At 65.0% G+C, this 21389-nt stretch carries 18 protein-coding genes; 2 read left to right on the top strand and 16 right to left on the bottom strand.

The features are described from left to right. Positions 1 to 49: 49 nt before the first annotated feature. Positions 50 to 484: a phasin gene (locus tag I3J27_RS06005; protein ID WP_270166366.1), complete on the bottom strand. Its 435-nt coding sequence runs from the start codon at positions 482 to 484 to the stop codon at positions 50 to 52. Between the two features lie 674 nt (positions 485 to 1158). Here I3J27_RS06005 and I3J27_RS06000 point away from each other — a divergent pair. Further along, complete coding sequence (locus tag I3J27_RS06000) at positions 1159 to 4536, top strand: PAS domain-containing sensor histidine kinase (RefSeq protein WP_270166365.1); 3378 nt, start codon at positions 1159 to 1161, stop codon at positions 4534 to 4536. A gap of 38 nt (positions 4537 to 4574) precedes the next feature. On the opposite strand, the gene I3J27_RS05995 is transcribed toward I3J27_RS06000, so the two are convergent. From I3J27_RS05995 to I3J27_RS05940, 12 genes are all read right to left on the bottom strand, one after another. Continuing rightward, positions 4575 to 6104, bottom strand: coding sequence for an FAD-dependent monooxygenase (locus I3J27_RS05995; RefSeq protein WP_270166363.1), 1530 nt, complete (start codon positions 6102 to 6104; stop codon positions 4575 to 4577). Positions 6105 to 6392: 288 nt separating this feature from the next. Beyond that, on the bottom strand, positions 6393 to 7565 hold the full coding sequence (locus tag I3J27_RS05990) for a thiolase family protein (protein WP_211396606.1): 1173 nt from the start codon (positions 7563 to 7565) through the stop codon (positions 6393 to 6395). A gap of 212 nt (positions 7566 to 7777) precedes the next feature. Then, positions 7778 to 9367 (bottom strand): phosphoglycerate dehydrogenase, encoded by a 1590-nt coding sequence (gene serA, locus I3J27_RS05985; RefSeq protein WP_270166359.1) that lies wholly within the window; start codon positions 9365 to 9367, stop codon positions 7778 to 7780. Between the two features lie 167 nt (positions 9368 to 9534). Then, the gene (locus I3J27_RS05980) at positions 9535 to 10707 is read right to left on the bottom strand and encodes a phosphoserine transaminase (RefSeq protein WP_270166357.1); all 1173 of its coding nucleotides are present in this window, start codon (positions 10705 to 10707) and stop codon (positions 9535 to 9537) included. Positions 10708 to 10786: 79 nt separating this feature from the next. Further along, positions 10787 to 10993, bottom strand: a complete 207-nt coding sequence (locus I3J27_RS05975; RefSeq protein WP_270166355.1) for a hypothetical protein — start codon at positions 10991 to 10993, stop codon at positions 10787 to 10789. 173 nt (positions 10994 to 11166) lie between these two features. Beyond that, positions 11167 to 11631 carry a GNAT family N-acetyltransferase gene (locus I3J27_RS05970; RefSeq protein WP_270166353.1) on the bottom strand — a complete coding sequence of 155 codons (465 nt, stop codon included), beginning with the start codon at positions 11629 to 11631 and terminating at the stop codon, positions 11167 to 11169. 16 nt (positions 11632 to 11647) lie between these two features. Further along, positions 11648 to 12238 carry a glutathione S-transferase family protein gene (locus I3J27_RS05965; protein ID WP_270166352.1) on the bottom strand — a complete coding sequence of 197 codons (591 nt, stop codon included), beginning with the start codon at positions 12236 to 12238 and terminating at the stop codon, positions 11648 to 11650. Positions 12239 to 12317: 79 nt separating this feature from the next. Continuing rightward, a complete protein-coding gene (locus I3J27_RS05960) occupies positions 12318 to 13205 on the bottom strand; it encodes an outer membrane protein (RefSeq protein WP_270166350.1) in 888 nt (295 codons plus the stop codon). A 168-nt stretch (positions 13206 to 13373) separates the two neighbouring features. After that, a complete protein-coding gene (locus I3J27_RS05955) occupies positions 13374 to 14204 on the bottom strand; it encodes an outer membrane protein (protein ID WP_270166348.1) in 831 nt (276 codons plus the stop codon). 285 nt (positions 14205 to 14489) lie between these two features. Then, positions 14490 to 15737, bottom strand: a complete 1248-nt coding sequence (locus I3J27_RS05950; protein ID WP_270166346.1) for an MFS transporter — start codon at positions 15735 to 15737, stop codon at positions 14490 to 14492. Positions 15738 to 15991: 254 nt separating this feature from the next. Next, positions 15992 to 17335, bottom strand: a complete 1344-nt coding sequence (gene glmM / locus I3J27_RS05945) for a phosphoglucosamine mutase (RefSeq protein ID WP_270166344.1) — start codon at positions 17333 to 17335, stop codon at positions 15992 to 15994. Between the two features lie 218 nt (positions 17336 to 17553). Next, the gene (locus I3J27_RS05940; protein ID WP_270166342.1) at positions 17554 to 17721 is read right to left on the bottom strand and encodes a hypothetical protein; all 168 of its coding nucleotides are present in this window, start codon (positions 17719 to 17721) and stop codon (positions 17554 to 17556) included. Between the two features lie 105 nt (positions 17722 to 17826). Between I3J27_RS05940 and I3J27_RS05935 the strand changes: the two genes are divergently transcribed. After that, positions 17827 to 18963, top strand: coding sequence for an alpha-hydroxy acid oxidase (locus I3J27_RS05935; protein ID WP_270166340.1), 1137 nt, complete (start codon positions 17827 to 17829; stop codon positions 18961 to 18963). Positions 18964 to 19088: 125 nt separating this feature from the next. Here I3J27_RS05935 and I3J27_RS05930 read toward each other — a convergent pair whose 3' ends face one another. From I3J27_RS05930 to I3J27_RS05920, 3 genes are all read right to left on the bottom strand, one after another. Then, complete coding sequence (locus tag I3J27_RS05930) at positions 19089 to 19715, bottom strand: single stranded DNA-binding domain-containing protein (RefSeq protein ID WP_270166338.1); 627 nt, start codon at positions 19713 to 19715, stop codon at positions 19089 to 19091. Between the two features lie 76 nt (positions 19716 to 19791). Continuing rightward, on the bottom strand, positions 19792 to 20418 hold the full coding sequence (locus tag I3J27_RS05925) for a hypothetical protein (RefSeq protein WP_270166336.1): 627 nt from the start codon (positions 20416 to 20418) through the stop codon (positions 19792 to 19794). Between the two features lie 56 nt (positions 20419 to 20474). Continuing rightward, a complete protein-coding gene (locus I3J27_RS05920) occupies positions 20475 to 21314 on the bottom strand; it encodes a shikimate dehydrogenase (protein ID WP_270172582.1) in 840 nt (279 codons plus the stop codon). Between the last annotated feature and the right edge of the window lie 75 nt (positions 21315 to 21389).

Below are 21389 nucleotides of genomic sequence, written 5' to 3'. Positions count from 1 at the left end.
GACCCTTTGGGGGCCCGGGTTTCTCAACTGGATCGATCCGCCGGTTTGATCAGGCGGCGGGCTTGTAGAACTTCGAGGCGTTGGCCTTGATCGGCTCGGCGGTCTCGTTGGCGACGCGCTGGCCGAGCTCGACCAGCTCCTTGGCCTGGGTCTGGAAGGTCTCGAGCTGGGTGCGGGTGTGGCCGGTCCACAGCTCCAGCGCCTCCGACGGCGACTTCACGCCGAGCAGCTCCTGGGCGAAGTCCAGATGCGCCGTGGTGTTGGCCTTCATGAACTCCATCAGCTTGGCGGTGTATTCGCTCGCGCCCTTGCTGGCGGTGGTGAACACGGCTTCGACCGCGCCATTGTGGCTCTCGGCCGCGTCCTTGAACTTGGCGTAGCTCTCGCGGGCCTGCGACACGCCCTTTTCGGCGAACGCACGCATCTGCTCGGGAACCTCGAACGGGATGATCGAGGCAGAAAACGGGTCAGTCGCACCTGTCATGGTTGGTCCCTCACGATAATGAAAAATGGAGTGAGCCTTCTGGCGCGCCCGCCGGCCCCCGGTCTGGGCCTTCAATTCAGCGGGTACGAAGACTGGAAACGCGAAACGAATGAGTTGGCTCGCCCAGCGCCCAGCATTATCCGCGCCTAACATGTCAACATTGTGCAGCGCAATGCGATCCCGGGGTGGGCGGTAAAATTTAATCCCGGCCAGGGTGATGTTCCCCGGCGGGGGAACCGGTGGTTGAGGGTATTTGCGTGCCTGGCGGCGGCGGCGCTTACCCTCCCCTGGAGGGGGAGGGTCGATCGCGCGCAGCGCGAGCGGGGTGGAGTGATCTCTCCGCACCGGCACTGCCCGCGTGGAGGGGCTGGCACCCCACCTCGGTTCGCATGTCGCTTCGCTCCATGCGAACCGATCCTCCCCCTCCAGGGGAGGATGGGCACCGGTGATGCCGCCTGGCCTGCCCGCCGCCCCCTTCGAATCCCTTGTTCGAATCCCTTGGATGACCCCGGCTGCGGCTTGCGGGTTTGGCACCATTAAGGTTATCGCGGCTTGAGCCATCTCTTTCGGGCTGTGGCCGTGGACCTGCCCGCGCCTCTCGGGCGATACTAACCCTTTCTTAAGGCTGCCATTCCGGCAGCCGCCAACTTGATGCGTGAGACACAGCCGGTCGGATGAGCCATTCGGATTTCCAGTTGCGAGGTGTCGGCGATCCGCGGCTGGCCGTGCATGCGACCTCGCCCCTGCCCGCCTGGCTCTGGTCGCCCGACGGCACGCGCGTGCTGTGGGCCAATCCGGTCGGCGCAAAGCTGTTCGGCGCGGCCAACGCGACGGCCCTTGCGGAGAAGACCTTCGGCCCCGCCGACAGCCATCGCCGCCAGATCGTACGGCTCGCGCGCCTTCTGCCCGCAGGCGGCGCCATCCGGCTCGAACGTCTCCGCGGCTTCGGCGCCCGGCTCGGCACGCTGATGACCTGCGCCTGCGCGCGGCTGGACTTTGCCGATGGCGGTACCGGCGTGCTCGTCACCGCGATGGATCCGGCCTTGCGCAGCATGCCGCTGGTCGAGCGGCTGCATCGTCTCGTCGACGGCGCCAAGGTACCGATGGCGGCGTTCGCGCCCGACGGCCTGTTCGCCGGCGCCAGCGAAGCCGCCCGTTCCCTGCTCGGCTTTCGCGACCTCACTGAGGCTGGCCTCGACCGGGCGCGCAGCGATGCGCTTCGCCAGGGGCGCGCCGAGATGCCGATCGGCATCGGCCACATGGTGCTGCAACGGGTTGGCCTCGGTGCCGATGTCGGCCTGGTCGCGCTGATCGAACCGGCCGTGCAGCAGGCCGCGCCCGCCACGAGCGATGTTGCGCCGGAAGCCGTTGACGACATCGCGCGCGAACAGGCCGCTCAGCCTGAGGCTGTGCCGGCCGCGGAGCCGGACGATGTGCAGCCTGCGCTGGCGAGCGAGGCGCTGTCCGAATTCTCGCTGTTCGACGCCTTTGCCGAGCCGGTCGAGATGCCCGCACCGCCTGCGCGCGAGGCGACGCCCGAGGTCGCACCGGCCGCGCAAACCGTCGAATCTCCGGTTGAAAACCTGGCCGCGGCCATCGTGTCGCCGCAGGCCGCGCCGATCACCTCACACATGGTCGAACCGCCGTCAGCGGAGCCGCCCGCACCGCGTCAGCATCCGCTGCGCTTCCTGTGGCAGATGGATGCGGAGGGCCGCTTTGTGCTTCTCTCCGACGAATTCATTGGCCTGATCGGCAGGCACACGGCCTCAGGCTTCGGCCGGCCCTGGGGCGCGATCGCCGCCGAATTTTCGCTCGATCCCGGGGGGCGCGTCGCGCAGGCGCTGGAAAGCCACGACACCTGGGCCGGCGTCACCGTGAACTGGCCGGCCGATGGCGGCGAGCATCTACCGGTCGAGCTGGCGGGCCTGCCCGTCTACGACCACGCGCGCAATTTTGCGGGCTTCAGGGGCTTTGGCGTCTGCCGCGATCTCGACAGCCTCAACCGGCTCGATGCGCTCAGGCGCTTTGAGCTGTTTGTCGAAGCGCCCGCACAGCACGGCCCGTCCGCCGACGTGATCGAGCCGGAGCCGGAAGCCAAATCTGAGAGAGAGCCCGTGGCAGAGGCGCCGCCTCCGCCGATCGAGCCGCCCGAGGCCGTGCCCGAGCCTGTCGCTGAACTGTCCGAACCCGCAACCTTCGAGAATTCACACCCAACCGATCCGGAAACGCCCGTGGAAACGCCTCCCAATGTCGTACCGTTCCGCCCCGCCGGCGATGTCAGATCACTCGGTGATCAGAGATCGCCGACGCTGACGCCGGTCGAGAACAGCGCGTTCAACGAGCTGGCCCGGCAATTGTCCGAGCGGCTCGAACGCGAGCGCGAGACGATCGCATCCGGCGCGGCAGAGCCGCCGGACGCGGAGCATGCGCCCGAACCACTGCAGCCGGAGCCTGAGGCGCCGCAAGCCGCAGTCGAATGGCTGAGCGAACCCGCACCGCCCGCGCACGGCCACAGCGTGCGCGATCGCGCGCTGCTCGACCTGGTGCCGACGGGCATGTTGATCTATCGCCTCGATCGCCTGCTCTACGCCAACCCCGCCTTCCTCGCGCGCATGGGCTATGCCAGCATCAATGCACTGGAGGATGCCGGCGGGCTCGATGCGCTCTATGTCGAGCCGGGCGTGTCCTCGGCCAGCAGCACCTCGCAAGCCGGCACGCCGGTGACGATCAGCGCGACCGTTGCCAATGGCGAAGAGCCGCTGCCGACCACCGAAGCGCATCTGCACACGATCGACTGGGACGGCGAGAGCGCGCATGCGCTGATCTGCGCACTGCCGCAAGCTGTCGCCGTTGCGCCTGCCGCTGCCGCGCCGCCCGTGGTCACCGAGACTGTCGTTGCAGAGTCCTTCCCCTCCGCGCCCGAGCTCGAGCCCGAGGCCGGCGACGCCGATGCGGAAGATCTCGCCGCAATCCTCGACACCACCGCCGAGGGCATCGTCATGTTCGACGCCGAAGGCAACATCCACGCCTGCAACCGCAGCGCGGAGGCGCTGTTCGGCTATGACGGCGAAGCGCTGATGCAGCAGAATCTGATGACGCTGTTCGCGCCGGAGAGCCAGCAGATCGTCGTCGACTATCTCGAAAACCTCAAGAGCCAGGACATCGCGAGCCTGCTCGACCACGGCCGCGAGGTGCTGGGCCGCGAGAAGAAGGGCGGCGTGCTTCCGCTCGCCATGATCATGGGCCGCACGCGGCCCGACGGCCCGAACTTCTTCGCCGTGTTCCGCGACCTGTCGCAGAGCAAGAAGGGCGAGAGCGAGCTGAAGCACGCGCGCCATCTCGCCAGCGGCGCCGCCAATGCCAAGGCCGACATGCTGGCGCGGATCAGCCACGAGATCCGCACGCCGCTCAACGCCATCATCGGCTTTGCCGAGGTGATGATCTCGGAGCGCTTCGGCACGCTCGGCAACGAGCGCTACGGCGAGTACATGAAGGACATCCGCGCCTCCGGCGAGCGCGTCATCGCCATCATCGACGATCTGCTCGAGCTGTCGCGGATCGAGACCGGCCAGCTCGACCTCAACTTCGCCAATCTCAACCTCAACGATCTGGTCGAAGCCTGCGTCGTGGTGATGCAGCCGCAGGCCAATCGCGAGCGCATCATCATCCGCACCTCGCTCGCGCACGCGCTGCCGCAGGTCACGGTCGACGCGCGCGCGATGCGGCAGATCACCGTGAACCTGATCTCGAACTCGATCCGGCTCGCCAGCGCCGGCGGCCAGGTCATCGTCTCGACCGCGCTGTCCGACCGCGGCGAGATCGCGCTTCGCATCCGCGACACCGGCCATGGCCTCAGCGAGCGCGAGGTCGCGGCCGCAATGGAGCCGTTCCGCACCCCGCCGCCCGGCGATGCCGCGGACAATTCGGCGCTGAGCCTGTCGTTGACCAAGGCGCTGGTCGAAGCCAACCGCGCCCGGTTCAACATCAAGAGCGCAGCGAATTCAGGCACGCTGATCGAAGTGGTGTTCGCACCGGTGGTGGCAGGGGCTTAGTCTCCGCCGTCATTGCGAGTGGTGAGAGAGCGCTGCGCCTAGCCGCCGAACCATCGAGACGCAGCCTGGGCGGCCTCACCTTGGTCAGGGACACCGTCACTGGCCCACCCGACACAACCATCGGGGCGCAGCAGCAACGCGCTCACGCCCAGCCGGTCCCTGGGCTCATCAGCGACATAATCGATCCGGTCAGCCCAGCCGCTCGCAAGCGCGCGAAGCGGTGCGCGCGCGTCGAAGTCCAGCAATAGTCCCTTCCCAGCTCTCAGCAGAGCTCCCACCGTCGTCCCGTCAAGCAACTGGAAATCGGGAGCACTTCGCCCGACAAGCGGATGGCTGCCACCGAGATCGTAACGGAGCGACACGCCGCGGACACGCTCGGCGAAGTAAGTCGCGCCATCCGAGGTCTCGATGAGATCGCGAATGATGACTTGGAGCGCGCGGCTGCTCGGCGTCGGCCGCATGATCGCGACCTGCGCACGCGACCAATCGAGGACCTGCGCGCCCACCGGATGCCGCTCGCGCGAATAGGTATCCAGCAGGTCAGCCGGCGCATGGCCGCGGATCGCAGCAGCCAGCTTCCAACCCAGATTCATCGCATCGCCGAGGCCGAGATTGAGGCCCTGGCCGCCGAGCGGCGAATGGATGTGGGCGGCATCGCCCGCGAGAAACACGCGCCCTTTGCGATAGGTCGTTGCCTGATGAGCCCGATCCGTCCAGGTGGCGGCAAGGCGAAGCGCCGTGATGGTGACGTCCGTGCAGGAGACGCGGCGCAAGACCCTCTGCACATGCTCGCGCGTGATCGGCTCGGTCCGGTGGAAAGCACCTCCGTCGAAATCGACCATCGCGATCGTCCCGGGCTGTGTATAGGTGTACATGCCGGTCGGCGTGTCGTTGCGGCCCGGACCAAGCTTGTCCGGATCGGCCAGCTCGACGTCGACGGAATAGCCCGTGAATTCGGGGTCGGTGCCGACGAAATCGAATCCGCTCAGCTTGCGCACCGTGCTGCGGCCGCCGTCACAGCCGCCGAGCCAGCGTCCCCGAAAAATCTCACCGGCCGCCTGCACTGTCACGTCTTCGTCTGAAACGATAATGGCATCGACGCCGAAGCCATGCCGGATCTCGACGCCCATGCTGCATGCGCGCGCGGTCAGGATGGATTCGAGAGTCTCCATGTCGATCGCGAAGCCGGCATCAGCCGGCGTTGGCAGGCGCCAGGGCCACTTCGCGACATCGATGTTGTCCTGATAAAACTGGATGCCGGCGAAATGACCTGCGGGCCGCCGCGTCTGCTGCATCCAGTGAGCCGCACTCTTGATCGCGCCGGAACGCTCGCGCTGCGCGGCGACGATCTCGTCCAGCAGGCCGCGCCGGTGAAAGGCTTCGGTCGTGGGGATCGACAGGCCGCGCAGGCCGAACGGGAGTTGCTTCAGGGCCGAGTACGGGTCCTGTGCCTGCTCCAGCACCAGAACCGAGAGATCTGCGAGCCGCAGCTCGCAGGCCAGAAACAGGCCGACAGGACCGGCACCGGCAATGACGACGTCGTAGATATCAGGGGATTGATTTTGCACGAGACGCTCCTGTGGTCGATGTTCGACCGGAGCGTTCCCAGGACTTCGAGAATCACACGGACGAACGATGGGACGCCTGCGTGGCGTCCGATGTTCGTCGCGGGGATCTCGTGCACAAGGCCAAAGACCAGAGCTTTCGTTACCGAAAGGATTTGGGCTTACCAGACCAAATCTGCCTTTTCCGACGGAAGGCTTATAGGTTTGCGGTGTTCGATGCGCAACGAAAAAGGCACGGCGCTTGCGGCGCCGTGCCTTTCACTTTCACGTGGGCTCAGATCAGCTCTTTGATCAGCTGTAGATCTCGAACAGGCCGGCGCCGCCCTGGCCACCGCCGATGCACATGGTCACGACGCCCCATTTGGCCTTGCGGCGCGCACCTTCCTGGAGCAGGTGGCCGGTGAGGCGGGCGCCGGTCATGCCGAAGGGATGGCCGATCGCGATCGAGCCGCCGTTGACGTTGTACTTGGCGGGATCGATGCCGAGCTTGTCGCGCGAATAGAGGCACTGGCTGGCGAAGGCCTCGTTGAGCTCCCACAGATCGATGTCGTCGATCTTCAGGCCGGTGCGCTTGAGCAGCTTCGGGATCGCGAACACGGGACCGATGCCCATCTCGTCCGGCTCGCAGCCCGCGGTCGCCCAGGCGACGAAGCGGCCGAGCGGCTTGAGGCCGCGCTTCTCGGCGTCCTTGGCTTCCATCAGCACCACGGCGGCGGCGCCGTCGGAGAGCTGGCTGGCATTGCCGGCGGTGACGAACTTGCCGGGGCCCTTCACCGGCTCGAGCTTGGCAAGGCCCTCCAGCGTGGTCTCGGGGCGGTTGCACTCGTCGCGATCGACGACGTAATCGACGATCGACTCCGCCTTGGTCTGCTTGTCGACGACCTTCATCTTCGTCTTCATCGGGACGATCTCGTCCTTGTACTTGCCGGCCTGCTGCGACGCCGCCATGCGGCGCTGTGATTCCAGCGAGAACTCGTCCTGGTATTCGCGGCTGAGCTTGTAGCGCTCGGCGACGATGTCGGCGGTGTCGATCATCGCCATGAAGATATCGGGCGCGACCTTGAGCAATTCGGGATCGATCGATTCCTTCGGCGTCCCGCCGCCGGGGATCGAGATGCTCTCGACGCCGCCGGCGACGATGCAATCGGCACCGTCCGAGCGGATCGAGTTGGCGGCCATCGCGATGGTCTGGAGGCCCGAGGAGCAGAAGCGGTTCACCGAGACGCCGGCGGTGGTCGTCGGCAGGCCGGCCAGCAGCGCGGCCTGGCGACCGATGTTCGGCGCGCCATGGGCGCAATTGCCGAGATAGCAATCCTCGACATAGTCCTTCTCGACACCGGCGCGATCGACCGCATGGTGGATGGCATGGGCCGCGAGCGACATCGGCGGCGTGATGTTGAACCCGCCGCGGCCGGATTTCGCGAGGCCCGTGCGCGCATAGGAAACGATGACGGCTTCACGCATTGTTTTCTCCCTTGTCGAACGATTTTGAACGGAGCGTTGATACGAAGCGTTCTGGGCGCCATTGGTACACAAAGTTTGGCGGGAGCGGGGAAAATAACGCGCGGCGCTGCATCAACAAAAACGCCGCCCTCGCGAGAAGGGCGGCGTTGTTCCGCAGGTCGGAATATATGATGCCCGTCATTCCGTGGTGCGCGCCGCGGATTGATCGCGTCTCAGAACGTCAGCGCCTTGGCCTGCTTGACCTGCGGCAGGGCCTGCACCTTGGCGAGCAGGTCGGCCGGCACCGCGCCGTCGACCTCGACCAGCGCGATGGCATCGCTGCCGGGCGCGACGCGACCGAGATGGAAGGTGGCGATGTTGATCTTGGCGTCGCCGAGCAGGCTTGCGAACTGGCCGATGAAGCCCGGCTTGTCCTCGTTCGTGATGTAGATCATCGACTTGCCGAACTCGGCGTCCACGCGGATGCCCTTGACGTCGACCAATCGCGGCTTGCCGTCATGGTACACGGTGCCGGAGACCGAGCGCTCCTGGCGCTCCGTCGCCACCGTGACGGTAATCAGGCTTTCATAATCGCTCTGCGCGGCGCGGACGATCTCGTCCACCACCATGCCGCGCTCCTTGGCGACGACGGGCGCAGAGACGACGTTCACCTCGCCCAGCATCGGCCGCAGCAGGCCCGACAGCACGGCCGAGGTGATCGCCTTGATCTTCATCTCGGCGACGTGGCCTTCATAGGTGATCTCGACCTTGAGGATGCCGCTCTCGGTGAGCTGGCCGGCGAACGAGCCGAGCTTCTCGGCGAGCGCAATGAACGGCTTCAGCTTCGGCGCCTCTTCCGCCGTGATCGAGGGGAAGTTCACGGCATTCGAGATCGCACCCGTGAGAAGATAGTCCGACATCTGCTCGGCGACCTGGAGCGCGACGTTCTCTTGCGCTTCGGTCGTGGAGGCGCCGAGATGCGGCGTGCAGATCACGTTGGGATGGCCGAACAGCACGTTCGCATTGGCAGGCTCCTCGACGAAGACGTCGAAGGCGGCACCGGCGATGTGCTTGGAATTGAGCGCATCGACCACCGCCTGCTCGTCGACGAGGCCGCCACGCGCGCAGTTGATCAGGCGTACGCCCTTCTTCATCTTGGCGATCGCGGCCGCATCGATGATGTTCTTGGTCTTCTCGGTCAGCGGGGTATGGAGGGTGATGAAGTCGGCGCGCTTCAAGAGATCGTCGAGATCGACCTTCTCGACGCCGATGTCCTTGGCGCGCTCGGGCGACAGGAACGGATCGAACGCGACGACCTTCATGCGCAGGCCGAGCGCGCGGTCGGCGACGATCGAGCCGATATTGCCGCAGCCGACGACGCCGAGCACCTTGCCGGTGATCTCGACACCCATGAAGCGGTTCTTCTCCCACTTGCCGGCCTGGGTCGAGGCGTCGGCCTGCGGGATCTCGCGGGCGAGCGCCAGCATCAGGGTGATGGCGTGCTCGGCGGTCGTGATCGAATTGCCGAACGGCGTGTTCATCACGATGATGCCCTTGGCCGTGGCGGCGGGGATCTCGACATTGTCGACGCCGATGCCGGCGCGGCCGATCACCTTGAGGTTGGTCGCCTTCTCGAGGATCTTCGCGGTCGCCTTGGTCGCCGAGCGGATGGCGAGGCCGTCGTAATTGCCGATGATCTCGGCGAGCTTGTCCTTGTCCTTGCCGAGGTTGGGCTGGAAGTCGACCTCGACGCCGCGATCCTTGAAGATCTGCACGGCAGCGGGAGAAAGTGCGTCGGAGATGAGAACTTTGGGTTTGGTCATGGGATCTGTCCTTCACACCCTCCCCTGGAGGGGGAGGGTCGGCGCGAAGCGCCGGGGTGGGGTGAAGCTGCAAAAAGATAATCGCCGGTGCGCCGTGTGGAGAGATCACCCCACCCCGCCGCACCTGGCGGTGCGTCGACCCTCCCCCTCCAGGGGAGGGTAAGAACTTACGCGGCCTTGGCGAGCGCGGCCTTGGTCTCGGCGAAGGCCCAGTCGATCCACTGCGTCAGGATCTCGACGTCCTTGGCCTCGACGGTGGCGCCGCACCAGATGCGCAGGCCGGCCGGCGCATCGCGATAGTACGCGAAGTCGTAACCGGCGCCTTCCTTCTCGATCAGCGCGACCAGCTTCTTGGAGAACTCCGCCTGCGCGTCGTCCGAGAGCGAGGTGATCGCGGGATCGGTGAACTTCAGGCACACCGAGGTGTTGGAGCGGATCGCCGCGTCCTTGGCCAGGAAGTCGATCCAGGGCGTCTTCGCCTTCCAGTCGGCGAGCACCTTGGTGTTGGCGTCGGCGCGTGCGATCAGCGCCTTGAGGCCGCCGATCGACTTGGCCCAGTTCAGCGCGTCGAGATAGTCCTCGACGCAGAGCATCGACGGCGTGTTGATGGTCTCGCCGACGAAGATGCCTTCGTTGATCTTGCCGCCCTTGGTCATGCGGAAAATCTTCGGCAGCGGCCAGGCCGGCTTGTAGGTCTCGAGCCGCTCCACAGCGCGCGGCGACAAGATCAGCATGCCGTGCGCGGCTTCGCCGCCCAGCGCCTTCTGCCAGGAGAAGGTGACGACATCGAGTTTTGAAAAATCGAGCGGCTGCGCGAAGGCGGCAGACGTAGCGTCGCAGATCGTGAGACCTTCGCGGTCTGCCTTGATCCAATCGGCGTTCGGCACGCGCACGCCTGAAGTCGTGCCGTTCCAGGTGAAGATGACATCGCTCTTGGGATCGACCTTGGAGAGGTCGGGGATTTCACCGTAAGGAGCGTTGAGCTTGGTGACGTCCTTGAGCTTCAATTCCTTGACGATATCGCTGACCCAGCCTTCGCCGAAGGATTCCCAGGCGAGCGTGGTGACGGGCCGTGCGCCGAGCAGCGACCACAGCGCCATCTCGACCGCGCCGGTATCGGACGCCGGCACGATGCCGATGCGATAATCGGCCGGCACTTCAAGCACTTCGCGCGTCAGATCGATCGCGAGCTTGAGCTTGGTCTTGCCGACCTTCGCGCGATGCGAACGGCCGAGCGCTGCGTCCTTGAGATTTTGGGCGTTCCAGCCGGGGCGCTTGGCGCAGGGGCCGGAGGAGAAATGCGGCACGTTCGGCCGCGAAGCGGGCTTCGCTACAGTCATGATCTACCCTTCCAGATAGTAAGCCTCCCGTTGGGGGGAGGTGTCCCGCCGCGGCTGATACGGGAATCGGGTAGACCAGTCAAGAAACTTCCGGCGGCTCACGGCGGCGTGAAGGTAATTCCGGCGCGACATCGGGGGATTCCACGTTAGCGAGCGCATTCAGCAAGCCCGTGGCATCGCTGATCAATTGCGCCGCACGGCGGCGGCTGCCGACCTTCAAAATGCATTTGTCGTTGGCCTGCACAACGTAGTCGTTGCCGACCTTGATCATCGAATAATTTGTCATCGAAATCCCCGAACCGACCGAGCCCGGTGTCCTGACGCTGCGTAGCACCGTTCGTTCCCCAATCAACGTGAACGACGAACGGGTAGTTTATCAGCTCTTAAGATGAACGAATGCGCGATCCGATTCCGCTGATCGCGCAACGCTCGCAATGAGCTGCCTCAAAACGCGCCGCCTCAAAAGCGGACAGTCATGCCGACATGGCTCGCAGCGAATCCCAGCCGCTTGTAGAAGCGCTGCGCATCTGTTCGCGTCTGATGCGTCAACAATTCGACCAGATTGCAACCGCGCGCTTTCGCTTCCGCGATCGCCCATTGCACCAATTGCTCGCCGATGCCGCGGCTGCGACAATCGGTGGCAACGCGGACGTCTTCGAGCAGACCACGCATGCCGCCTTGCGAGCTGAGGCCCGGCAGCACCGCGAGCTGCAAACAGCCAACCACCCTGCCCTCGCTCTCGGCGACCACTAGCGTCAGATTGGAATCGCGCTCGACCCGCTCGAACGCCGCGTAATAGGACGCAGGCAGCGGATCCTCCACACGCTCGCGGGCGCGCCCGAGATGATCGTCGGCGAGCATCGCGACAATCGCCGCGACGTCCTCGCGGCGTGCGGGACGAATGGACACGGACTTGTCGTTCATATTGGAAACTCCGGCCTCAGCGCGCCGGCGGCAGGCCGAGAAACGCCTCGGCTTCGCCGATCCAGCGACGGATGGACGCATGGCGGCCGAGATCGAAGCCGCCTTCATGCGCCACGCGCGTATAGGCGAGCAGCGAGATGTCGGCGAGCGAAACCTCTTCGCCCGCGAAGAAGCGGCTGGCGGCGAGATGCTGCTCCATGTGGTCGAGCGCCGCATAGCCGCGCTTGACCTTGTCGGGATCGAGCTCGGATGCGTCCTTGCCGAGATAGACGAGGACGAAGCGGCACACCGCGATATAGGGCTCGTGGCTGTACTGCTCCCAGAACAGCCACTCGTCCATCTTGGCCGCCGTGAAGGCATCGCGCGGAATGAGCGCGCTGTCGCGGGCGAGATAACGGATGATGGCATTGGACTGCGCCAGCGTGCGGCCGTCGTCGAAGGCGACGGTCGGCACCTGGCCGGCACCGTTCATCTTCAGGAATTGCGGCGTGCGCGTCTCGCCCTTGCGGGTGTCGATCTCGATCCAGTGATAGGGCACCGCGAGCTTGTCGCAGACCCACTTCACCTTGAGACAATTGCCGGAATTGCTATCGCCGTAGATCTTCATCGCCGCCGCCCATTTTTTGGAGCGACAGAGCATCAGGACGGCGCCGGCCTGTCAACCATCGCGCAGCGGATGAACGGCGTCAGAACTTGTAGCCGAGCCCGACGCGCGCATTGTTCAGCGTCACCGAGGTGTTCATAACGGGCGAGAATTTCACGTATTCGTATTCCACCCGCGCGAACAGCCCGTTCCACAGGCAGTATTCGAACCCGAGGCCGGCGACCCAACCGGCCACGAAAGCGTTGGTCTTGTGCTGGCTTTGCGTCTGCGACTGCGCGTCGACCTGCATCGGCGTGCCGGTGACGGTGATGACGTTGCCGAACCCGTCCGTAACGGTTGCATCCTGGCGCAGCTTCACATCGCTGGTCACGGTGCGGGAGACGTCCATCCGGCCGACGGCGGCGCCGGCGAACATGTACGGCATGAAATCGCCGCCATCCCAGCCCACGCGCCCGCGGAGTGTGACCATGTCCTTCACCTGCGCCGAAGCGGTGCCGGTCAATGTCGTGAGATAGTGGTTGGTCACGCCGGTGGGCTGGACGTCACCGGGCGGATTGACGATATCGAGCGAGTTGTAGCCGGACGACGACGTCTTGAGATTGTTGAAATAGGTGTAGGTGCCTTCGAGGCCGAGAACGGCATCATACCATTGCCAATTGCGGCCGACGAAGCCGCCGAAATTCGTGCCTTGCGTGGTGTTCGTCTTGAGGAGCGACCACGTCGACGTCGGCCCTTGCAGCACAGAGTCGCGGAAGATGTAGTTGGTCAGGCCGACCACGCTCTGGCCGAAATCGCTCGAGTCTGTGGTGTAGCCGAAGTTGCCGCCGGCGTAGAAGCCGTCCCAGTTGTGGGATGTCTTCGACAAGCCGTCGGTGAAGCCCCCGCGCAGCACGGGCAGGTCCGGCATATCGGCCGCGTGCGCGGCAGACACCGTCCCCAACATCACCGCCGCCAACAAAAGCCCACGCATCGCAACGCTCCATCGAACTCGAACTTTCGATGCTGATCATGGCTCGTTAACCTTAACCAATGGTTGCGTGAGGGCCTTTCATCGCCACTCGGCATGAAAAATACGCAAAGCAAAACGGCGCGGGATGATCCCGCGCCGTTAAGACATCTTAAGCGATGAGGCTTGCTATCAGCCCTTGGTGACGAGCGGCGGCGGCATGTAGGCCGGCGGGCTGTTGAGATCCCAGCGCACGCCGAGCTTGATGTCGTGCGAGGTGATTTCCTTGACCTTGATCGAGGTCGGGCCCGAAGCGCTGTTGTCGAACAGGCGGTAGTTGCCGGGCGCGCCGTCGCCGAGGTTCATGTAGCTGTAGGCCAGTTCGACGGTGAAGCCGGGGTTGACCTTGTAGGCGAGACCGGCATGTGCGGCCCAGGCGAAGTTCCACTTTCCGTTGTCGGCGAAGTAGGCGACGCTGTTGTTGAGACCGGGGCTGTACGACACGCCGTCGTCGCGGAAGCCGCTGATCTTGTTGTAGGAGCCGCCGACACCGGCGCCGATGAACGGGGTGATGCACCACCAGGTGCCGAGATCGACATAGGCGTTGGCCATCACGACCCACTCGGACTTGCTGCCGCTGTAATTGTTGACGCCGACGAAGCCCGGTCCAACGACGTTGTCGCTGCCGTGCAGATTGGATTTGCCACGGTACTGGCCGATCACGTCCGCGCGGAACCAGTTGTTGAAGCGATAGCCGACGCCGAGATCGAACAGCCCGGCCGAGTCGAAGCCGAGGCCTTCCGTCGTCTTCGAGTAGCCAGCCGGCAGGGCGCTGTCGATGCGCTTGGCACTCTGGTTGGTCATGCCGACGTCGCCACGGAGATACCAGCCGCCGAAATCGGCGGGCGGAGCCGGCGGCGCGTACATGGGAGGGGGAACCGCGATCGGCATATCGGCGGCGAACGCCATCGACGAGATCAGGGATGCCGCACCCGCGGCAAGGAGAGACTTAACGCTACGCATTGGCTTCGTCCTTTTGGCCGGTGAGGCAAATACGCAGGCCTCACGTTCTGGAAACTCACGGGGGACGATCGCACCAAATGTTTAAGCGCCACTTAACCCTAATTTTTAAGGTTGATTTTTTCTGACAGCACACGCGGATGCGGCCGAAGCGTTGCAAAAATGCGTCGGTGATTTTCGATTTGACGCGTTTTCTCGACGCGAACCGGCGTCCACTTCGCTGGAAAACGCTTTGCCGCCGCAATTGCTAACGATGTATGAAGCTGCAGCGCAACAAATGAGGAAGTGTTAACGCGCGTGCCGCGGCAGCTTGGGCAGGAACACCGCGAGCAGCCCGATCGCCGGCAGGTAAGCGCAGACCTGATAGACGAACGCGATCGAGGTGTGGTCGGCGAGCTTGCCGAGCACGGCGGCGCCCAGGCCGCCGATGCCGAAGGCGACGCCGAAGAAAACGCCGGAGATCATGCCGAAGCGGTGCGGCACCAGCTCCTGCGCGAACACGATGATCGACGACGTCGTCGAGGAGATGATCAGGCCGATGATCACGGACAGGACAGCGCTCGCATAGAGCCCGGCATAGGGCAGCGCCAGGGTGAACGGCAGCGCGCCCAGGATCGAGATCCAGATCACGATCTTGCGGCCGAAGCGATCACCCAGCGGTCCGCCGAGGAACGCGCCGACCGCGTTCGCCGCAAGGAAGATGAAGAGATAGATCTGCGCCGCCTGCGTCGACACGCCGAAGCGGTCGATCAGATAGAAGATGTAGTAGCTCGACAGGCTGGAGACGTAGAGCTGCTTGGAGAACAGGAGCGCGATGAGCACGAGCAGCGCGACCGTCACGCGGCGCGAGCTCGGCGCATCAGGATGGGCCTGAACCGCGACCGTCTTCTTCGCCTTGATCTGCGGCGCGTACCAGCGGCCGATGCGCCAGAGGATGACAATCGCGAGGAACGCGATCGAGGAGAACCAGGCGATGCTGCCCTGCCCGAACGGCACCACGATCAGCGCCGCGAGCACCGGTCCCATCGAGGTGCCGAAACTGCCGCCGAGCTGGAACACCGATTGGGCAAAACCGTAGCGGCCGCCGGAGGCGAGCCGCGCGATGCGCGCCGACTCCGGGTGAAACACCGCCGAGCCGAGGCCGACGAAGGCCGCCGCAACGAGGATGATCAGATATTGGTGGGCGACGCTGAGCAGCAGCAGGCCGAAGAAGGTCGAGGCCATGCCGATCGCCAGCGAATAAGGCTGCGCCTTCTTGTCGGTGTAGTGCCCGACCACCGGCTGAAGCAGCGAGGCCGTGAACTGGAAGGCCAGCGTGATCATGCCGATCTGCGCGAAGTCGAGCGCGTAGGTGTCCTTCAGGATCGGATACACCGAGGCGATCAGCGACTGCATGGTGTCGTTGAGGAAGTGCGAGACGCTGATGCCGGCGAGCACGATATAAGCGGGGCCCGCAGCCTTGGCGGCGGGTGCAACCTCGGCGACGACGACGGGCTCGGTCAGCGTTTCCTCTGAGACGACGACAGGCTTGTTCAATGCAGCATCCCGGCGCGGCAGATTGCCGCGACCTGCTGATTACGATGCCAGCGGCGACGGAACCACCGCCAATCGCTTATGGCTGGGATGCGCAGCTCAGCGAGTCCGGAATCGTAGGGTGGGCAAAGGCGCCCTTGCGCCGTGCCCACCATCTTTCCGATATGGCGACGGACGCGTGGGCACGCTGCGCTTTGCCCACCCTACGATACTGCACGTGGGGTGAGATCACCCCACGCCGCTCGCGCTTGAAAACCTCAAGCCGCCGCGTGCCCGAGCGCGGAGACGATGGTGTCGACGACGTCCTCGACCAGGATGCGGTCCTCGCCCTCGCCCATGACGCGGATCACCGGCTCGGTGCCCGACGAGCGGATCAGCAAGCGGCCGTGGCCGTTGAGGCGCTTCTCGCCGTCCGAGATCGCCGACTTGACGTCGGAATCGTCGAGCGGCTTGCCGCCCTTGTGGCGGACGTTCTTGAGGATCTGCGGCAGCGGGTCGAAGCGGTGGCAGACTTCCGACACCGGCCGGCGCGACTTCTGCACCACGGCCAGCACCTGAAGTGCGGCGACGAAGCCGTCGCCGGTGGTGGCGTAGTCGGAGAGGATGATGTGACCGGACTGCTCGCCGCCGAGATTGTAGCCGCCGCTCAGCATCTGCTCGAGCACGTAGCGATCGCCGACCGGCGTGCGCACGAGATCAAGCCCCTGCCCCTTGAGGAAACGCTCGAGGCCGAGATTGGACATCACGGTGGCGACGATGCCGGGACGCGAGAGGCGGCCGTCTTCCTTCCAGCTCTGCGCGATCACCGCCAGCAGCTGGTCGCCGTCGACGACATGGCCGCGCTCGTCGACCAGGATGACGCGGTCGGCGTCACCATCGAGCGCAATGCCGATGTCGGCGCGCATCTCGCGCACCTTCCGCGACAGCGCCTCCGGCGAGGTCGAACCGCAATCCTTGTTGATGTTGAAGCCGTCGGGCTCGACGCCGATCGGTACGACGTCGGCGCCCAGCTCCCACAGCGCTTCCGGCACCACCTTGTAGGCGGCGCCATTGGCGCAATCGATCACGACGCGCAGGCCGTCGAGCGAGAGGTCGCGCGGCAGCGTGCGCTTGGCGAATTCGATGTAGCGGTCGTGCACGCCGTCGATACGGCGGGCGCGGCCGAGACTCGCACTTTGTGCGAGACGCTTGTCGATCGGCTCGTCGAGCAACTGCTCGATCTGCTTCTCGACGTCGTCGGACAGCTTGAAGCCTTGCGGGCCGAACAGCTTGATGCCGTTGTCCTCGAACAGATTGTGCGAGGCCGAGATCATCACGCCGAGATCGGCGCGCATCGACTTGGTCAGCATCGCGACCGCCGGCGTGGGCATCGGGCCGACCAGCAGCACGTCCATGCCGACGGAGGTGAAGCCCGCGACCATCGCGTATTCGATCATGTAGCCGGACAGGCGCGTGTCCTTGCCGATCACGACCCGGTGGCGGTGGTCACCACGCTGAAACGCAAGGCCTGCGGCCTGGCCGACCTTGAGCGCGAGCTCCGGCGTGATCAGTCCGTTGGCGCGGCCCCGAATCCCGTCCGTCCCGAAATATTTGCGGCTCATATCGTCCCCCGAGCAACAACCAGGAATCCCCACGACAACCTCCGGGTGCCCGGGCGGGCCCCGCATCCCTGATTTGCTGAGTTGTTATAAAGCCATCGCGGCTAACTTGGCTTCAAAAAATATGATGAATCATTACGGAACCGGGGACAGCGCGCGCCGCTAACTCATTGTTAACGTTATATTTCCACCTGATGCCGGGGAACGGTGCGGAACCCGACCTAACCGGAGCGCTTCACATGGCCGTCTGCGCGGCTCGGCGGCGGCTGGGTGACGTTGACGGGATCGGAGCCCGGGAAGGTCTCTTCCAGGCCCTCTTCGAGGGCGTCCTCGAGGTCCTGCTTCTCCTTGATCTCTTCCGGCGTCGGCTCGCTGTGCCGCCTGGTCATGACGCCCTCCTCTCAAACGATTTGGCTGTGCATCCAACCATGCTAGATGACCACTCAATCTTCTGATGCAAGACTCTTGAGACAAGACGGGCCGGGGGAACGTTCATGAAGCATATCACCTGTATCGACGACCTTCGCACGCTGCATCAGCGGCGCGTGCCGAAAGCGTTCTTCGACTATTGCGACCGCGGCTCCTATGCCGAGGAAACGCTGCGCGCCAACCGCGAGGACATGCAGGCAATAAAATTCCGCCAGCGCATCCTGGTCGACGTCTCCAGGCGCGACACCTCGACCACGATTCTCGGCGAGCGCTCGACCATGCCGCTGATGCTCGCGCCGGTCGGCCTGCTCGGCATGCAGCATGGCGACGGCGAGATCCACGCCTGCCGCGCCGCGCAGGCCGCCGGCATCCCGTTCACGCAATCGACGATGTCGATCTGCTCGATCGAGGACATCGCCGCCAATGTCGAGAAGCCGTTCTGGTTCCAGCTCTACGTGATGAAGGACCGCGGCTTCATCAAGGAATTGATTCAGCGCGCGATGGCGGCGAAGTGCAGCGCGCTAGTGCTCACCGTCGACCTCCAGGTGATCGGCCAGCGCCATGCCGACATCAAGAACGGCATGACGGTGCCGCCGGAATGGTCGCTGTCGAAACTCTTGGATTTCGCCAGCAAGCCCGCCTGGGTCTCCGGCGTGCTGCAAGGCAAGCGCCGCACCTTCGGTAACATCGCCGGCCACGTGAAGAACACCGAGGACCTCAACCGCCTCGCCGAGTGGACCGCCTCGCAGTTCGACACGTCCTTGAGCTGGAAGGACGTCGAATGGGTCCGCAGCATCTGGCCGGGCAAGCTCATCATCAAGGGCATTCTGGACGTCGAGGACGCCGAGGAAGCCGCCAAGACCGGCGCGCAGGCGCTGGTCGTCTCCAACCATGGCGGCCGTCAGCTCGACGGCGCGCCGTCCTCGATCGAGGTGCTGCCCGAGATTGCGGACGCGGTCGGCGACAAGATGGAGGTCATGTTCGACGGCGGCATCCGCTCCGGCCAGGACGTGATGCGCGCGCTCGCGCTCGGCGCAAAGTCCTGCATGATCGGCCGCGCCTACGCCTACGGCCTCGGCGCCGGCGGCCAGGCCGGCGTCGCCAAGGCGATCGACATCATCCAGAAAGAGCTGCTCACCACCATGGGCCTGTGCGGCGTCAACACGATCGACGAGATCGACGACCACATCATTGCGATGTAGCCGCAGCAGCGGTGCCGCAGGGTGGGCAAAGCGGAGCGTGCCCACCAATTTCGCGAAACGCAGGAAAGTGGTGGGCACGGCGCAAGTGCGCCTTTGCCCACCCTATGAGTTCAGCGCTCGATCGCTCACATCGGCGGCGTGATCCCGTCCCGCCCCACATTCACCCGGTTGGCCTCAAGCGAGCCATCCTCCTTCTTCGCCGCACCGAAGATGATCAGCTTGGCGCCGGGCTTCACTTCCGACTTGTCGCTGGCGATGAAGGTGACGATCGGCGTGTCCGGCGGCACCACCACCTTCTTCTCACCGTCCTTGTACTTGACCGTGATGTTCTGGCCGTCGGTGCCCTTGACCGTCTGCGCCACGGTGGCGTTGGTCATGGTCGAATTTGTGCGGGCGTCCCAGGGCCGGAAGCCTTCGGCGGCGCCGCGCTGGTTCTCCGGGAAGATATGCACCGCGATCGCCTTCTGGGTGCCGTCGGGCTCGGGCATGCCGGTGACGCCGATATAGGAGCCGTCCTTGATCTCCGACAACTGCGTCTTCACCACGGCGAAGACCGCGACGTTGTCGGTCATCTTCACCTTCACGTCGCTGCCTTCGCGCGTCTTGATGCCGAGCATGTTGCCGTCGACGCTCTCGATGGTGCCGCGGATGCGGACCGTCGGCGCCTGTTGCGCCTGGACGGAAGACGTCACGATGCAGGCGACGAATGCGGCGACGGCAAGGCGTGGCGCTAGATTATTCAGCTTCAACATGACGGTCCCCTCCAGGGCGTTGCGGCGATCAAACACGGCAACCCCGTGCGATCGCCGCTATTCCCCGTCCCGCCGATCACATCGGCGGGGTCAGACCATCACGGCCGACGCTGACGCGGTTGGTCTCGAACGAGCCGTCCGGCAACGGCTTCAGGAACGCAATCACCTTTGCGCCGGCCTTCAGATCGGATTTGTCGCCGGGCACGAAGGTCACCACCGGCGTGCTGTCGGCGACGAACACCTTCTTCTCGCCGTCCTTGTACTTGACCAGCAGCGTATGGCCGTCATTGCCGACCACGCTGTCCGACACGGTGGCGTTGGTCATGCTCGAATTCGGCTTCAGGTCATAGGGCCGCGAGCCCTCGCCGGTGCCGCGCATGCTTTCCGGAAACACATGCACCTCGACGGCGTTCTGGCCGCCGTCCGGTCCCGGCACCGTCGTCGCGCCGACGAAGGAGCCGACCTTGATGTCGGCGAGTGAAATTTTTGTAATCCCCGACACGTTCACGTCAGGGGCGATATGCAGCTTGACGTCCTCGCCGCTGCGCGACTTGACCTGCATCGTGTCGCCGTTGACGCTCTCGATCGTGCCGCGCACGCGCGTCGGCACCGGCGCCTTCTGCGCGAAGGCACAAAGAGTGGAAGTGGCCACCATCGCGACGGCGATGAGCGGACGTGTGAAAGTTGCGCGTTGGATGGTCATGACAGTCTCCGATTGTCCCCACGAAGAGAGAACGCCGGAGATCGCGCACTATTCTCTCAAGTCTTTGTGAGATCGGCTTCGACCAGCGCGCGCAATTCGGCCGTGACCTGCGGCCGCTGGCCGAACCACAGCTCGAAGCCGCGCACCGCCTGGTACAGCAGCATGCCGAGCCCGTCGGCGGTCTTCAGGCCGCGCGCCTTTGCGGCCGCCAGCAGCGGCGTCACCAGGGGAACGTAGACGAGATCGGCGACGACGGCGGCCTCCGGCAGTCGCGCCACGTCGATATCGAGTGCCGGCTGGCCGTGCATGCCGAGCGAGGTCGTGTTCGCGAGAATTTTTGCCCGTGGCAGGACGTCGTTGACGGCGTCCCACGTCATGGGATGCACGTTCGATCCGAACTGTCCTGCAAGCGTCTCGGCCCGCGCGATGGTGCGATTGACGAGATGGATGCGCTTGATTCCGCGTTCGAGCAGGCCGAACACGACCGCGCGCGAGGAGCCGCCCGCACCGAGCACGAGCGCCTCTTCCGCTTCGTCCCAGCCGGGCGCGGCGGCATCGAGATTGCCGATGAAACCCTCGACGTCGGTATTGGTCGAGCGCAGCTCGCCGTCCGCGAACCACAGCGTGTTGGCAGCGCCCACGGCCTTGGCGCGCGCGTCGGGCGTCGACAGCGCCAGCACGTCCTCCTTGTGCGGGATGGTGACGTTGGCGCCGACGAAGCCGCGCAGCGACAGCCGCAGCACGAAATCTCTGAGATCCTCGGGCGGCACCGCCTCGATGACATAGCCGCCCTCGATCCCGAGCGTGCGCAGCCAGTAATGATGGATCAGCGGCGAGCGCGAATGCGCGGCCGGCCATCCGATCAGACAGGCTGCGGGAGTCTTGGTCACGGTGATCCTTCCTTCGGGGCGCGTCGAAGGCGATCCATTTCGCGTCCGGCCGGCTCTGTCAAGCGCGCGGAGCGTCGCGTC

The sequence above is a fragment of the Bradyrhizobium xenonodulans genome, assembly GCF_027594865.1.
Taxonomy (GTDB): Bacteria; Pseudomonadota; Alphaproteobacteria; order Rhizobiales; family Xanthobacteraceae; genus Bradyrhizobium; species Bradyrhizobium xenonodulans.
This window is presented reverse-complemented; position numbering and strand designations above follow the sequence as displayed.

Bases quoted from the DNA above. Each gene is read 5' to 3' on its own strand.
- I3J27_RS05970 (WP_270166353.1), bottom strand. From the start codon at position 11,631: ATGAACGACAAGTCCGTGTCCATTCGTCCCGCACGCCGCGAGGACGTC.
- I3J27_RS05935 (WP_270166340.1), top strand. From the start codon at position 17,827: ATGAAGCATATCACCTGTATCGACGACCTTCGCACGCTGCATCAGCGG.
- I3J27_RS05955 (WP_270166348.1), bottom strand. From the start codon at position 14,204: ATGCGTAGCGTTAAGTCTCTCCTTGCCGCGGGTGCGGCATCCCTGATC.
- I3J27_RS05980 (WP_270166357.1), bottom strand. From the start codon at position 10,707: ATGACTGTAGCGAAGCCCGCTTCGCGGCCGAACGTGCCGCATTTCTCC.
- I3J27_RS05925 (WP_270166336.1), bottom strand. From the start codon at position 20,418: ATGACCATCCAACGCGCAACTTTCACACGTCCGCTCATCGCCGTCGCG.
- I3J27_RS05940 (WP_270166342.1), bottom strand. From the start codon at position 17,721: ATGACCAGGCGGCACAGCGAGCCGACGCCGGAAGAGATCAAGGAGAAG.
- I3J27_RS05960 (WP_270166350.1), bottom strand. From the start codon at position 13,205: ATGCGTGGGCTTTTGTTGGCGGCGGTGATGTTGGGGACGGTGTCTGCC.
- I3J27_RS05930 (WP_270166338.1), bottom strand. From the start codon at position 19,715: ATGTTGAAGCTGAATAATCTAGCGCCACGCCTTGCCGTCGCCGCATTC.
- I3J27_RS06000 (WP_270166365.1), top strand. From the start codon at position 1,159: ATGAGCCATTCGGATTTCCAGTTGCGAGGTGTCGGCGATCCGCGGCTG.
- I3J27_RS05975 (WP_270166355.1), bottom strand. From the start codon at position 10,993: ATGACAAATTATTCGATGATCAAGGTCGGCAACGACTACGTTGTGCAG.
- glmM (WP_270166344.1), bottom strand. From the start codon at position 17,335: ATGAGCCGCAAATATTTCGGGACGGACGGGATTCGGGGCCGCGCCAAC.
- I3J27_RS06005 (WP_270166366.1), bottom strand. From the start codon at position 484: ATGACAGGTGCGACTGACCCGTTTTCTGCCTCGATCATCCCGTTCGAG.
- serA (WP_270166359.1), bottom strand. From the start codon at position 9,367: ATGACCAAACCCAAAGTTCTCATCTCCGACGCACTTTCTCCCGCTGCC.
- I3J27_RS05965 (WP_270166352.1), bottom strand. From the start codon at position 12,238: ATGAAGATCTACGGCGATAGCAATTCCGGCAATTGTCTCAAGGTGAAG.
- I3J27_RS05990 (WP_211396606.1), bottom strand. From the start codon at position 7,565: ATGCGTGAAGCCGTCATCGTTTCCTATGCGCGCACGGGCCTCGCGAAA.